The sequence below is a fragment of the Streptomyces parvus genome (genome assembly GCF_032121415.1).
Classification (GTDB): Bacteria; Actinomycetota; Actinomycetes; order Streptomycetales; family Streptomycetaceae; genus Streptomyces; species Streptomyces globisporus_A.
Genome location: NZ_CP135079.1, coordinates 893,929 through 906,359, shown reverse-complemented (window position 1 = coordinate 906,359; position 12,431 = coordinate 893,929). Strand labels below are relative to the sequence as shown.

Below are 12,431 nucleotides of genomic sequence, written 5' to 3'. Positions count from 1 at the left end.
AAACCTCTGATGACGACGACACTCCGGCCGTCCGGGCCGCTTCAGCAGGGCGCCGACGGCGCGCGGGCCCGCCACTACGACGTGTGCGACAACGGGCGGCCCGTCGGCTCCGTCGCGATCAGCACCGACGACGCGTTCGGCCCGACCGCCGGAGTGCTGCGCTCCCTCAGCGTGGAGGAGTCCCGGCGCAGGCGCGGCCGGGGCGTCATCGCGGCGCTCGCCGCCGAGGAGGTGCTGCGGGGGTGGGGCTGCACCCGGGTACGGGTGGAAGTCCCCGCCGACAACGATCCGGCCCGACGTCTCGCGGACGCCCTCGGCTACACCGAGCGCAGCCGCAACATGGTCAAGGACCTCGGCCCGGACACCGTCCCGCTGCCCGCGGGTCTCACCTCGCGCGACATGAGCGAGGAGGAGTTCGCCGCCTGGCGGCAGGACGCGGTGCGGGCGTACGCGCAGAGCTGGACCGACCGCGGCGTCGAGCCCGAGCAGGCCCGGCTCAAGTCCGAGACCGACCACGCGGCCCACCTGCCGGACGGACTGGCGACCGAGGGGATGCGCTTTCGGGTGCTGCTCCAGGCCGACGAGGTCGTCGGCCATGTGTGGGTGGCCCTGCGGGAGCAGGAGCCGGGCGGCGCCGCAGGATTCGTCTTCGACGTCGAGGTGCGCGAGGGGCACCGGGGCCGGGGCCACGGCCGGGCCCTGATGCTGCTCGCCGAGGACATCACCCGTGCATGGCGCGTGGACCGGCTCGGCCTGCACGTCTTCGCGTCCAACACCCCGGCCCTGCGGCTGTACGAGTCCCTGGGCTACACGACGACGCGGTACAACCTGGCCAAGGCGTTGTAGCGGCCGCTCCGGAGCCGGCCGGCCCCCCCGCCCCCGGCTGCCCCGCTACCGGTCCTGGGCGGCGAGGGTCCGGTCGACGATCTCCTCGATCCGCTCGCGCAGCCCGTCCTGGCTCTTGCCGCCGTCCAGTCGCTCGTCGCCGATCACATAGGTGGGCGTGCCCGTGACGCCGATCGCCTTGCCCTCGGCGTGGTCGGCGTCGACGATCAGCAGATGCCGGCCGTCGATCAGCGCCGTGTCGAACTCCTCGGATTCCAGGCCCAGTTCGCGGGCCACGTCGAGGAGCACCGGCTCGCCCGTGCGGCCGAGGTCGTCGGTCCGGGAGAGCAGGGCCTCGATGTACGGCCAGCCCTGGCCCTGCTCGACGGCCTCCTCGGCGGCCTGGGCCGCGGCGAAGGCGTGCTTGTGCTTCTCCAGCGGGAAGTGCCGCAGCCGGATCTCGAGGCGATCCCCGTACCGGGCGCGCAGGGCACGTACGTCGTCGAGGGCGCGGTGGCAGTCGGGGCATTCGAGATCGCACCAGAGGTCGAGGACGACCGGTGCCGCGGGGGTGGAATCGCTCATGCGCCCAGTCTTTCAGGCCGGGGCGGGCGCGACCCAATCCGCACCGGGCCCCACCCCCTGGGGAGGAGCCCGGCCCTGAAATCTCCCTGAGGTGGGACGCCGCCGTGGCCGCGACGGCGCTCGCCGGTGCAGGATGGAGGGGACGTACCCCCTGCGCCTGGAGGCCGTGATGCTTGCCGAGACCATCTGTTCCGCGGTGTCGGCGGCCGGCCTGGGCATCGCCGCGGTGACCGCGTACCGCAAGCGGTTCCTCACGGCGACGAGGATCGCCGCCTACTCCCTCGTCCCGGTCGGGCTCGTGCTGACCGGAGTCGTCGAGTGGGTCGCCGGGATCGCCTTCAAGCCGAGCATCTGGCTCGGCTTCGGGGTGCTCGGCCTCTCCTGGCTGCTGTTCATGATCTCCCGCGCCATCGAGCGCCGCAGCGGCACCACCCGCGCGGAACGCAAGGCCGCGCGGGCCGCCGGGCGGAACGATGCGGTCGCCCCCGCCGCCTCCGCCCCCTCGCTCGCCGCGGGCGGTGGGACCGGGCCCGCGGTGACGGCGGCGAAGCCCCGGTCGAAGCCGAAGAAGGGGCAGGAGGCCGCCGCGCCCGGCGACGACTTCAGCGACATCGAGGCGATCCTCAAGAAGCACGGCATCTGAGGCCCTGGCCTCCCGGCGGGCCCCTCCGGCCCGAATGCCTGACGGCGACCCGTACGCCGGAGCGATTTTTGATGGCCACGGGACGGTGAACTCCCGGGGGAATGACCCCGGTTGAGCGCAACCCCTCCCACGCGTGCGTCATGATCACACCGAGATGGTGGATACTTCCCGGGGCGAAGCCCCCGCACGCCCCGCCGAAGAGCCCCGCGGCTGTCTCTTCGCGCTCTCCCAGCCGCCTCTGATGATCTTCCTGACGGTCATCGGGGTGCTGCTGCTGATGGCCGCCCTGCACGACCTCTTCATGCTGTGACGCGCCGCGCCGCCGCGCGGGGCGACGTCGGTGACGGCGTCAGCCCGCGGCTTCCTTGCGCCGGGCCCGGTACGCCGCGACGTGGAGCCGGTTCCCGCACGTACGGCTGGAGCAGTAGCGGCGGGAGCGGTTGCGCGACAGGTCGACGAACGCGTGCCCGCAGTCCGGGGCCTCGCAGCGCCGCAGCCGCTCCTGCTCGCCCGCCACGATGATGAAGGCCAGCGCCATGCCGCAGTCGGCCGCGAGATGGTCGGCGATCGAGGCGTCCGGGGCGAAGTAGTGCACGTGCCAGTCGTAGCCGTCGTGGTCGGTGAGCTGCGGGGTGGTCCCGGCCGCCGCCACGAGCCGGTTGACCAGGTCGGCTGCGGTCCGGGGGTCGGGCGCCGCGAAGACCTCGGCGAAACGGTCCCGTACGTCCCGTACGGCGGCCAGGTCCTTCTCGCCGAGCCTGCCGACACCGCTGATGTGATGCCGCTGCGCGAAGGCGTACAGCGATGTGACATCGACGAGCCCGTCCTCGGTCCCGTCCGGCGGCGGCTCGCTCTCCGGCGCGGTGTTCATCAGATCGACCACCGTGTCGAGGGCGATCCGGGTGTCGTGAGGGATCAGCACGCTTCGCTCCCTGGCCTCCGGCGGGCGGGCGCCTGCCGATGGCGGCTGACTCTACTGGCTCGGCCCGCCGGCCCCCGGGCCGGTGCGGGCCCGGCCGGGAGCGGAACGGAGCCCTCCGGCATCCGGGAGCGGGAGAGGGAGAGGCGAGACGCACCGGCGCCGCCGTCGCGGTGGATTCCGCGGCGACGGCGCCGGTGTCTGCCCTATGCGGTTGTCGGCACGACGCCGTCGCCCCGAGTCGGACGGCGTCGAGCGGCTCTCTGCCTGGCTCAGCTCTCGGCCAGGATGTGGGAGAGCTCCGTGTCGAGATCGAAGTGACGATGCTCGGTGCCGGGCGGAACCGCGGCGTCGGTCCTCTTCAGGAACGACTCCAGGGCCCGCGCCGGAGCTTCGAGCAGGGCTTCTCCCTCCGGGGAGCTCAGGGCGATGCATACGACGCCTTGACCGTGACTACGAGATGGCCAGACGCGGACGTCTCCGGTGCCGGTGGGCCGGTGCAGCCCCTCGGCGAGGAGGTCACGGGCGAATACCCATTCGACCGTCTCCTCCGCTCCGGTGTGGAAGGTGGCGTGCACGGCATAGGGATCGGCCGTGGCATACCGCAGGCCCGCGGGTACAGGCAGTGAGGACTCGCTCGACACAACGAGGCGCAGGTGCAGCTCGCAGCTGACCGTGGTGTTCATAAGCGCCAGGGCCTTTCGCTCAGTGTGCGCTCGGGGATTCGCACGTCGGCGAAATCGACATGCCACCTACGGTGGCGTTGTAAACCCCTCTGACCCATTTGTGATGCTTCGGGTCCCTCGCTCAGCGGTGTGTAACTTTGGGTTATGCGCCCGTTCCAGTGACAAAAGTATGACCGCGACGGGTCGGGTAAGTTGGGGTCATGAACGCGGAGAGTGACGAGCGGAACGGGGTCGCCGAACAGGCGCCCCCAACATCCGCCACGGGGGAATCGGACCGGGAGGAACGCGAGCTGGGCTCGCGCGCGCCGGGCTTCATCAAGGCGTCGAAAGCGCTCCACCTGAGCTGGCAGGTCGGCGTCTTCGTCGTCGGCCTGGGCGTCGTGGTCGCGGGCGTGCTCATGCTGGTGCTGCCCGGCCCCGGCTGGCTGGTGATCTTCGCCGGCATGGCGATCTGGGCGACCGAGTTCGTCTGGGCCCAGCTGGTGCTGCGCTGGACCAAGCGCAAGGTCACCGAGGCGGCGCAGCGGGCCCTCGATCCCAAGGTCCGGCGGCGCAACATCATCCTCACCACGGTGGGGCTCGTGATCATGGCGGTGCTGGTCGGGGTCTACGTCTGGAAGTTCGGCATCACCATGCCGTGGAAGATCAGCGAGTAGCCCGGGGACGGTCCGGGAGCACCGCTGACATGGGGTAATGTTTGCGGTGCGCCCGGGCGATTAGCTCAGTGGGAGAGCGCTTCGTTCACACCGAAGAGGTCACTGGTTCGAACCCAGTATCGCCCACCCGGATCGAGGGCCCGGGAGACGGAATCCGTCTCCCGGGCCCTCTGCGTTGCCCGCTCCCGCCGGCCCGGGAGCCGCCGCGCACAGCGCGCCCCCGGGCCGGCACGGCTCACCGCATCCGCCCCAGCGCGTCCTTCAGCCGGCGGGCGTCGCGCAGCCGCTGCTCGTACGTCGCCCCCACCACCAGCAAAAGCAGCCCGGCCAGGGCCGGCGGCAGCCAGCGGGGGAGCGCCCCGGCCACCTGCACCACGTACGGCGCCAGCTCGTGCAGCCCGTCCAGCGCCAGCACCGCCCCGCCGAGCAGCAGAAGCGCCTGGAGGCGGTACCGCGCCCCCAGCAGTGTCACCACCAGTGCCGCCACGCCCAGCAGCAGCGGGCGCTGCCAGTGCGGATCGGACCAGGCCACCGCCAGGCTCGGCAGCAGCGTCGCCGCAAGCCCCGGCCCGTACGCCGTCCACGTCGACGCCTCCGGGTCCTTGCGCCGCCGCAGGAACCCGACCGCCAGCGCGGGCACGGTCACCGGCAGCGTGTACGCCTCCGGGAACGACACCCCCGAGGCCGCCAGCCGCACCCAGGTGGCCAGCACGAACAGCGCCGCCGCCAGGCAGCCCGCCACCGGCCGCCGCTCCGGCCGCACCGCCGCACCCGCCGCCAGCACCCCGCACAGCGCCAGCACCAGCGCCAGGAACGGAGCGTCCGGCACCGCCAGCCCCACGGCGACCAGCGCACCCAGCGCGCCCGTCAGCTCCACCGGCAACGCCACCGGGTTCCGCCGCAGCCGGGCCCCGAACAGCACCGTCAGCGCCGGCACCAGGAGCACCAGCGGCGCGGCCTGGTGCGGGGCGAGCCCCAGGGAACGGCCCGCGAACCCCGTGAGCACGGTGCCCCCGACCGTGGCGGCGACGGCGAACACCGCACGCGGCACCCCGGCCCCCGCCCGGACCGCGGCCCCGGCGAACAGGGCCGCCAGCGCGCCGAACACCGCATAGGAAGCCCCCTCGGATGCCAGCGACAGCAGCCCGGCGCTCACCGCCCCGGCCGGCGCCACTACCAGCGCGGTCACCGGCACGGCCGCCGAACCGTCCCGGCCGCTCCCCGCTGCGCGTACGGCCAGGGCCAGCAGACCGGCCACCAGAACCGTCTCCCCGGCCACCGCGAAGGCGTAGGGCACATCCAGCACGGCCCCGGCCAGCAACAGCGCACCCCAGCCCAGCACCGCGGCCCCCGCACCGGCAGCCCCGCGCAGAGCCGCCCCGGACGGCCGTCTGCGGGCAGCGGGCACCCCACCGGCGTACCAGGGGGTTCCCGTCCGGCCTCCGGCGTACCAGGGCGCTCCGGTCCCGTGCGCCGCCGCCCCGGGCACACCGCCCGCGTTCGGGGTCCCCGCGCCCGGCACACCCGGGACCGGCGTGCCGCCGGCCTCCGCCACCCCGGCGCCCGGCTCTCCACCGGCCCCTGGAACGGCCGCCCCGGCCGCCTGAGGCGTCTCCCGTGCGATCAGCGGTGCGGCGATCCGGGCCACCGACGGCCACCACCGGTACGCCGACCCCAGCAGCCCGGCCGACACGGCGAGCACCACCGGGGCCGCGGCCAGCTCCGACCACGGCAGCGTGGAGCCCAGTGCGGCCCGGAAGCCCTCCGGCGGCCCCGCCCACCCGTCCGACGCCGGCGTCACCGGGCCCAGCAGCACCGCCGCGAGCCCCGGCACCGCCCCCACCAGGGCCCCGGCCACCACCGCCGCCGACGCCACCAGCACGCCGATGGCCGCGTCCCTCGGCGCCCGGGTCCGTACGACCGCCGTCAGCGCGAGGCCGGCCGACAGGTACGCGAGCACCCGCCAGCCTTCCGGCACCGCTGCCGCCGGTACGCCGCCCACGGCGGACACCGCCGCGAGACCGGCCACCACACCGCCCGCCCGCGCGAAACCGCTCGGCGCGCGCCACGCCCCGGCCAGGGCCACCGCCGCGGCCGTCAGCAGCAGCGCACCAGGCGCCAGAGCCCCGAGCGGCCCGGAGGCCGTCACGGACAGCGTCAGGCCCACCAGCAGCGCGGAGAACGCCGTCACCGATCCGCCGACGCACGCCGTGACCCGCGCCCCGGTGCCCTTGACCCGCAGTGCGATCGCCCCGTCCAGCACCGCCGTGGCCAGCAGCGCCCACCCCACCACCAGCGCAGGAGCGTCCGCGGCCCACGCCCCGAACAGCAGCGGCCACTGGGCGAGGACCACGGAGGCGGGCAGCGGAAGGTGCAGCTTCCCCAGCGCCAGCCCGTACGCCGTCCACAGCGCCGCGAGCACCGCGGCCGCCACGGCGGTATAACCGAGCCCGTCCGCGTCCGGGGCCGCCACCGCATGGACGGCGTAGGCGTCCAGCAGCGTCAGCACCAGGGCCAGGGCGGCCAGCGCCTCGGCGGTGGCGTTCAGGCCCCGCCGCAGCAGCACCGCCGGGGCGGCCAGGGCCCCCGCGGTCACCGCCGCCAGCACGGCCGACCGGCCGCCGATCCCCATCGAGCCCCAGCTCACCAGCGTGAACGCGATGGCCGCGACCGTCAGCAGCAGACCGCCCAGCGTCAGCAGGACGTTCTGCGCACTGCGCGGCGCGGACGGCCGCTTCGGCGGAACGTAGCCCCACGGGTGGGCCGGAGCGCCCGGGCCGGCGGGAGGCGCGCCCCAGGCCGACGGGTTCCAGCCCGGGGCGGCCGTCGGCGTGGGAGGCCGCAGCGCGGCCAGCAGCCAGGCGCGCCGGGTCAGCAGCTGGGCCCGGCGGGCGTCCAGCTCGGCCAGTTCACGGTCGAGGCGGGCCAGTTCCTCGGCGGGCGGGGGCACATGTTCCATGTACGGGAGTGTGACCCCGGCCGCCCGGCCCGTACATGCGCTCGGATACTCACTTCCCGGCCGGGAAGCCCTGAGTGGAGCGCGGCCGGAAGCGGTTTGAACGAAGCCCGCGAAGCCCTGTATGGTTCAACCCGTTCCCGGGCGATTAGCTCAGTGGGAGAGCGCTTCGTTCACACCGAAGAGGTCACTGGTTCGAACCCAGTATCGCCCACCGGGGAGAGCCGGTCCGCACGCGTCACGCGGACCGGCTTTCGCATGTCCGGGCCACCCGGCCCGTCACGCCGCGGCGGGCAGCTCCGGACGCAGCGGCCACGACGGGTCCACCGCCTCCGGCGTCCCGCTCTTCGCGAACCAGGCCTCCAGGCCACGCGCCTGGGCCGCGTGCCAGGTCGCCTGCAGGGTGTGCAGCTCCGACGGCGACAGCCGCTCCAGCCGGGTCGAGAACCGCCGGCACACCGCCCGCACCAGCTCCAGCGAAGCCGTCGCGTCGGCCGCCGCGTCATGGGCCCCGTCGAGCACCACCTCGTACCGTGCGCAGAGATCCGTGAGCGTACGGCGGCCCTTGCGGTAGCGGTCCAGATGCTTGTCCAGCACCCGCGGGTCCACCACCCGCATCGGCACCCCCTCCAGATACCCCGCAAGCGACGACGCCCGGTGCCGCCGCAACTCCCGGTCCAGCAGCGTCAGATCGAAGGGGGCGTTCATCACGACCAGCGGCCGGCCCGTCGCACAGCTCTCCGCCAGCGCCCGGGCTATCTCGTCCATCACCGGGGCGGGCCAACGCCCGTTGCGCTGAAGGTGATCGTCGGTCAGCCCGTGGATCTCGGTCGCCCCGGGCGGAACCGGAACCCCCGGATTGACCAGCCAACGGGTGACGCGGACGCGACCGCCCGCGGTGTCCTGCGCGACGAGAGCGGCCGAGACGATCCGGTCCTGCTCGACGTCCACGCCTGTCGTCTCCGTGTCAAAGGCGGCCAGCGGCCCTTCGAACCAGTGCATCATCCCCGAACTCCTCGCACCCGCACGGCAGATGGAGTGATTCCTCTGCCCGATATCGGTGATACCCGGGCTGTTTGCCTGATACGCCGTTTGCGGGCGGTCTGATGCGGTGACAACACAGGTGTGACGCCCGGCAGTTGCCGCCGACGTCCGTCGATCCGCCCAGCCCGCGAAACCCGCCTGCAGACCACCTGCCATCGATCGGCACGCCCGGAAGGCACACGGAGCCATGGCGCTCGCGCAGCCCGACCCCGGGGGAACCGCCCGCGCCGAGCCCTTCGGGCCCCGGCCGCCGCAGCAGCCGGACGCGCCGCTGCGCGGCTCCCTCGCCACCACCGCCTGCATGGAGACCCTTCAGGTGGGCTATCTGCACGCCGTCGCGGCGGCGGCGGGATGCTCCCTGTCCCAGCCCTTCCCCGACAACGGCATCGACTGGCACGTCAGCCACGGCGCCCCCACCCACACCGTCGACGACGAAGTCACCATCAAGGTGCAGCTCAAGTGCACCTACCAGATACCGCCGCACCCGGCGGGCGGGGCGTTCTCCTTCACCCTCGACAACGCCCACCTCGCCAAACTCGCCCGCAGCCCGGTGACGGTGCACAAGATCCTGGTCGTGATGATCGTGCCCCGCAGCCAGGACGACTGGCTGCGCGCCGGGCCCGGCGGCCTCGACCTGCGCCACTGCTGCTACTGGACCAACCTGGCCGGCCACGCGGTGACGGGCCGGTACCGGACCACTGTGCGCATCCCGACCTCGCGGATCTTCGACGACCGCGCACTCTGCGACATCATGGCCCGGGTCGGGGCCGGAGGGAGACCCTGATGCACCGGTCGATGGACGAGCCCACGGGCGCGGCGGGGCTGCCCCCCGCCCGCTCGCACCCCACCGCCCGCCCCTGGCCCCCGCCGCTCGCCGAGGGGGGCACCGAGCTGCCCGACCCCGCCGTCCTCGGAGCCCTCCTGCGCCGCCACGGCTGGCAGCGGCGCGGGGGAGCGCCGGGACGCTACGGCCGCTGGACCCCGCCCGGATCCGCCGCCGGGGCCACCAGCCTGCTGGTGCCCGAGAGCGCGTCCTTCCCCGACAGCGGGGAGCTGATCGAGGAGGCCCTCGTCGCCCTCGGCCGCAGCGCCGACCCCTCCGCCCGCGACGTCCTCGTCTCCCTCGCCGTGCCCAGCGACGAGATCCGCTGCTGTCGCGAGGTCCCCGAATCGGCGGCCGGAGCGGCCGGGGCCGCGGGCTGGACCGAGGCGGAGGAGCTGCGGTCGGCCGCCCGGCAGGTCCTCATGGCCGGAGCCCTCGCGGCCCGCGGCCGGGCCGGCTACCACGGCGCCCGCCACCGCCGGAAGGCCCGGGCCGCCCTCGACGACGCCCTGATCGGGCCCGGCGCCGACGGCCGCAGCCTCACCGCGTACGTCCCCGTCGCCTCCGGGCGCGCCGTCGCCGTCCAGCTCTGCCACGCCCTGCACGCCACCCGGGAGGCCGTGGACTACCAGCGGGCCACCGGCGGCATGGAGGCCTTCGACAGCGCGGTCGCCGCAGGCGTCGGCCGCGAGCTGACCGAGGCGCTGATCGCCCTGGTACGCGGCTCGGAAGGGGCCCGGATCGACCTGCGGTGGGCGCCCGCCGCAGGCACCCCGGACGGCTGCCCGGCCCGCCCCGCGCCCGTCGAGTTCTCCCCGGGCGACCTGCCGGCCCTGCGCGCCGCCGGAGCCCGCTACCTGCGCGACGAACCCGCCGTGCGGGTCCGGCTGACCGGCGCGGTGGTCCGGCTGCGCCGCTCCGGGCCGCGCGGCGCCGGGATCGTACGGCTGCGGGTGCTGGCCGGGGCCGAGGTCGCGCATGTCCGCGTGGAGCTGGACGAGGAGGCGTACCGCATCGCGGGCCACGCCCACCTCGTGGGGCTGCCGCTGCGGGTCGAGGGGCGGCTGGAGAACCGGGGCGGCTTCCGGCGGCTCACCGGGGCCTCACAGGTCGCGCCCGTCCAGGTCGACGAGGCGGAGCGGGACCGGCTGATGAAGGTGCTCCAGGAGAACGTCGACTTCTTCGAGGAGGCGTGCGCGGGGGAGGAGGCGTAGGGCCGTCCGGAAGGCGTTCGCGTCGGGGGCGTACGGCTCGGTACGATTCGTATCTCCCTGGCCGAGCGAGCCGGGGTGCCCCCTCAGACAGGAGAAACCGGTGTCAGACGTCCGTGTGCTCATCCAACGCGATTCCGAGCGGGAAGAGCACGTGGTGACGACGGGCACGACCGCCGGCGAGCTCTTCCCCGGTCAGCGCACCGTCGTCGCCGCGCGCATCGGCGGCGAGCTGAAGGATCTGTCGTACGTCCTCCAGGACGGCGAGAGCGTCGAGCCCGTGGAGATCTCCTCCGAGGACGGTCTCAACATCCTGCGCCACTCCACCGCGCACGTCATGGCCCAGGCCGTGCAGGAGCTCTTCCCCGAGGCCAAGCTCGGCATCGGCCCGCCGGTGAAGGACGGCTTCTACTACGACTTCGACGTCGAGAAGCCGTTCACGCCCGAGGACCTCAAGGCCATCGAGAAGAAGATGCAGGAGATCCAGAAGCGGGGCCAGAAGTTCTCCCGCCGCGTGGTCTCCGACGAGGACGCCCGCGAGGAGCTGGGAGACGAGCCGTACAAGCTGGAGCTCATCGGCATCAAGGGCTCCGCCTCCTCGGACGACGGCGCGGACGTCGAGGTGGGCGGCGGCGAGCTGACCATCTACGACAACCTCGACGCCAAGACCGGCGAGCTGTGCTGGAAGGACCTCTGCCGGGGCCCCCACCTGCCCACCACCCGGTTCATCCCGGCGTTCAAGCTGATGCGCAACGCTGCGGCGTACTGGCGCGGCAGCGAGAAGAACCCGATGCTGCAGCGCATCTACGGCACCGCCTGGCCGACCAAGGACGAGCTGAAGGCGCACCTGGAGTTCCTGGAGGAGGCCGCCAAGCGCGACCACCGCAAGCTCGGCAACGAGCTGGACCTCTTCTCCTTCCCCGACGAGATCGGCCCCGGCCTCGCGGTCTTCCACCCCAAGGGCGGCGTCATCCGCCGGGCCATGGAGGACTACTCGCGCCGGCGCCACGAGGAGGAGGGCTACGAGTTCGTCTACTCGCCGCACGCCACCAAGGGCAAGCTCTTCGAGAAGTCCGGCCACCTGGACTGGTACGCCGACGGCATGTACCCGCCCATGCAGCTCGACGACGGGGTGGACTACTACCTCAAGCCGATGAACTGCCCGATGCACAACCTGATCTTCGACGCGCGCGGCCGCTCCTACCGTGAACTGCCGTTGCGCCTCTTCGAGTTCGGCACGGTGTACCGGTACGAGAAGTCGGGCGTCGTGCACGGCCTGACCCGCTCGCGCGGCTTCACGCAGGACGACGCGCACATCTACTGCACCAAGGAGCAGATGGCGGAGGAGCTCGACCGCACGCTCACCTTCGTGCTGAACCTGCTCCGCGACTACGGGCTGACCGACTTCTACCTGGAGCTGTCCACCAAGGACCCGGAGAAGTACGTCGGCTCCGACGAGACCTGGGAAGAGGCCACCGAGACGCTGCGTCAGGTCGCCGAGAAGCAGGGTCTGCCCCTGGTCCCGGACCCGGGCGGCGCCGCGTTCTACGGGCCGAAGATCTCCGTGCAGTGCAAGGACGCGATCGGCCGTACCTGGCAGATGTCGACCGTGCAGCTCGATTTCAACCTGCCGGAGCGGTTCGAGCTGGAGTACACCGGCCCCGACGGCTCCAAGCAGCGCCCGGTGATGATCCACCGTGCTCTGTTCGGCTCCATCGAGCGCTTCTTCGCCGTGCTCCTGGAGCACTACGCGGGTGCGTTCCCGGTCTGGCTCGCCCCGGTCCAGGCCGTCGGCATCCCGATCGGCGACACCCACATCCCCTACCTCCAGGAGTTCGCCGCCAAGGCCCGCAAGCAGGGGCTGCGGGTGGACGTGGACGCCTCCTCGGACCGGATGCAGAAGAAGATCCGCAACCAGCAGAAGAACAAGGTCCCGTTCATGATCATCGCCGGTGACGAGGACATGGCCAACGGTGCCGTCTCCTTCCGTTACCGCGACGGTTCGCAGGAGAACGGCATCCCCGTCGACGAGGCCATCGCCAAGATCGCGAAGGCCGTCGAGGACCGCGTACAGGTCTGATCC

At 73.2% G+C, this 12,431-nt stretch carries 12 protein-coding genes and 2 tRNA genes; 9 read left to right on the top strand and 5 right to left on the bottom strand.

All coding sequences use genetic code 11. The features are described from left to right. Positions 1 to 9 precede the first annotated feature (9 nt). Positions 10 to 846 (top strand): GNAT family N-acetyltransferase, encoded by an 837-nt coding sequence (locus tag RNL97_RS05110; protein WP_030589706.1) that lies wholly within the window; start codon positions 10 to 12, stop codon positions 844 to 846. A gap of 45 nt (positions 847 to 891) precedes the next feature. On the opposite strand, the gene RNL97_RS05105 is transcribed toward RNL97_RS05110, so the two are convergent. Continuing rightward, positions 892 to 1,410, bottom strand: a complete 519-nt coding sequence (locus RNL97_RS05105; RefSeq protein WP_030589704.1) for a DsbA family protein — start codon at positions 1,408 to 1,410, stop codon at positions 892 to 894. A gap of 169 nt (positions 1,411 to 1,579) precedes the next feature. Between RNL97_RS05105 and RNL97_RS05100 the strand changes: the two genes are divergently transcribed. Beyond that, the gene (locus tag RNL97_RS05100; protein WP_030589702.1) at positions 1,580 to 2,053 is read left to right on the top strand and encodes a hypothetical protein; all 474 of its coding nucleotides are present in this window, start codon (positions 1,580 to 1,582) and stop codon (positions 2,051 to 2,053) included. Positions 2,054 to 2,207: 154 nt separating this feature from the next. Beyond that, entirely contained in the window at positions 2,208 to 2,363 is a 156-nt protein-coding gene (locus tag RNL97_RS05095) for a hypothetical protein (protein WP_010057260.1), read from the top strand. 39 nt (positions 2,364 to 2,402) lie between these two features. On the opposite strand, the gene RNL97_RS05090 is transcribed toward RNL97_RS05095, so the two are convergent. Both RNL97_RS05090 and RNL97_RS05085 read right to left on the bottom strand, forming a co-directional pair. Beyond that, positions 2,403 to 2,975 carry a CGNR zinc finger domain-containing protein gene (locus RNL97_RS05090; RefSeq protein ID WP_030589700.1) on the bottom strand — a complete coding sequence of 191 codons (573 nt, stop codon included), beginning with the start codon at positions 2,973 to 2,975 and terminating at the stop codon, positions 2,403 to 2,405. Positions 2,976 to 3,244: 269 nt separating this feature from the next. Then, positions 3,245 to 3,658 (bottom strand): SsgA family sporulation/cell division regulator, encoded by a 414-nt coding sequence (locus RNL97_RS05085; RefSeq protein ID WP_030589699.1) that lies wholly within the window; start codon positions 3,656 to 3,658, stop codon positions 3,245 to 3,247. A 200-nt stretch (positions 3,659 to 3,858) separates the two neighbouring features. On the opposite strand from RNL97_RS05085, the gene RNL97_RS05080 reads away from it, so the two are divergent. Together RNL97_RS05080 and RNL97_RS05075 are read left to right on the top strand one after the other, a co-directional pair. After that, positions 3,859 to 4,314, top strand: a complete 456-nt coding sequence (locus tag RNL97_RS05080) for a TIGR02611 family protein (protein WP_030589696.1) — start codon at positions 3,859 to 3,861, stop codon at positions 4,312 to 4,314. Between the two features lie 54 nt (positions 4,315 to 4,368). Further along, a tRNA-Val gene (locus tag RNL97_RS05075) sits at positions 4,369 to 4,440 on the top strand. 109 nt (positions 4,441 to 4,549) lie between these two features. On the opposite strand, the gene RNL97_RS05070 is transcribed toward RNL97_RS05075, so the two are convergent. Beyond that, positions 4,550 to 7,273, bottom strand: coding sequence for an SCO7613 C-terminal domain-containing membrane protein (locus RNL97_RS05070; protein WP_243313481.1), 2,724 nt, complete (start codon positions 7,271 to 7,273; stop codon positions 4,550 to 4,552). 139 nt (positions 7,274 to 7,412) lie between these two features. Between RNL97_RS05070 and RNL97_RS05065 the strand changes: the two genes are divergently transcribed. Further along, positions 7,413 to 7,484 (top strand) — tRNA-Val (locus RNL97_RS05065). Positions 7,485 to 7,549: 65 nt separating this feature from the next. Here RNL97_RS05065 and RNL97_RS05060 read toward each other — a convergent pair. After that, positions 7,550 to 8,275: a 3'-5' exonuclease gene (locus RNL97_RS05060; protein WP_030589691.1), complete on the bottom strand. Its 726-nt coding sequence runs from the start codon at positions 8,273 to 8,275 to the stop codon at positions 7,550 to 7,552. A gap of 226 nt (positions 8,276 to 8,501) precedes the next feature. Between RNL97_RS05060 and RNL97_RS05055 the strand changes: the two genes are divergently transcribed. The 3 genes from RNL97_RS05055 to thrS all read left to right on the top strand — a co-directional run bounded on the left by RNL97_RS05055 (position 8,502) and on the right by thrS (position 12,428). Continuing rightward, entirely contained in the window at positions 8,502 to 9,098 is a 597-nt protein-coding gene (locus RNL97_RS05055; protein WP_030589688.1) for a DUF4365 domain-containing protein, read from the top strand. Next, entirely contained in the window at positions 9,098 to 10,351 is a 1,254-nt protein-coding gene (locus RNL97_RS05050; protein WP_030589685.1) for a hypothetical protein, read from the top strand. Before RNL97_RS05055 ends, RNL97_RS05050 begins: the two co-directional genes overlap by 1 nt. 100 nt (positions 10,352 to 10,451) lie before the next feature. Then, positions 10,452 to 12,428 (top strand): threonine--tRNA ligase, encoded by a 1,977-nt coding sequence (gene thrS, locus RNL97_RS05045; RefSeq protein WP_030589682.1) that lies wholly within the window; start codon positions 10,452 to 10,454, stop codon positions 12,426 to 12,428. The last annotated feature ends 3 nt before the right edge of the window (positions 12,429 to 12,431 follow it).

What these genes read in the sequence shown, in the direction of transcription:
- RNL97_RS05070 (WP_243313481.1), bottom strand. Translation starts at nt 7,273, where the DNA reads ATGGAACATGTGCCCCCGCCCGCCGAGGAACTGGCCCGCCTCGACCGT.
- RNL97_RS05085 (WP_030589699.1), bottom strand. Translation starts at nt 3,658, where the DNA reads ATGAACACCACGGTCAGCTGCGAGCTGCACCTGCGCCTCGTTGTGTCG.
- RNL97_RS05080 (WP_030589696.1), top strand. Translation starts at nt 3,859, where the DNA reads ATGAACGCGGAGAGTGACGAGCGGAACGGGGTCGCCGAACAGGCGCCC.
- RNL97_RS05050 (WP_030589685.1), top strand. Translation starts at nt 9,098, where the DNA reads ATGCACCGGTCGATGGACGAGCCCACGGGCGCGGCGGGGCTGCCCCCC.
- RNL97_RS05105 (WP_030589704.1), bottom strand. Translation starts at nt 1,410, where the DNA reads ATGAGCGATTCCACCCCCGCGGCACCGGTCGTCCTCGACCTCTGGTGC.
- RNL97_RS05055 (WP_030589688.1), top strand. Translation starts at nt 8,502, where the DNA reads ATGGCGCTCGCGCAGCCCGACCCCGGGGGAACCGCCCGCGCCGAGCCC.
- RNL97_RS05100 (WP_030589702.1), top strand. Translation starts at nt 1,580, where the DNA reads ATGCTTGCCGAGACCATCTGTTCCGCGGTGTCGGCGGCCGGCCTGGGC.
- RNL97_RS05095 (WP_010057260.1), top strand. Translation starts at nt 2,208, where the DNA reads ATGGTGGATACTTCCCGGGGCGAAGCCCCCGCACGCCCCGCCGAAGAG.
- RNL97_RS05110 (WP_030589706.1), top strand. Translation starts at nt 10, where the DNA reads ATGACGACGACACTCCGGCCGTCCGGGCCGCTTCAGCAGGGCGCCGAC.
- RNL97_RS05060 (WP_030589691.1), bottom strand. Translation starts at nt 8,275, where the DNA reads ATGATGCACTGGTTCGAAGGGCCGCTGGCCGCCTTTGACACGGAGACG.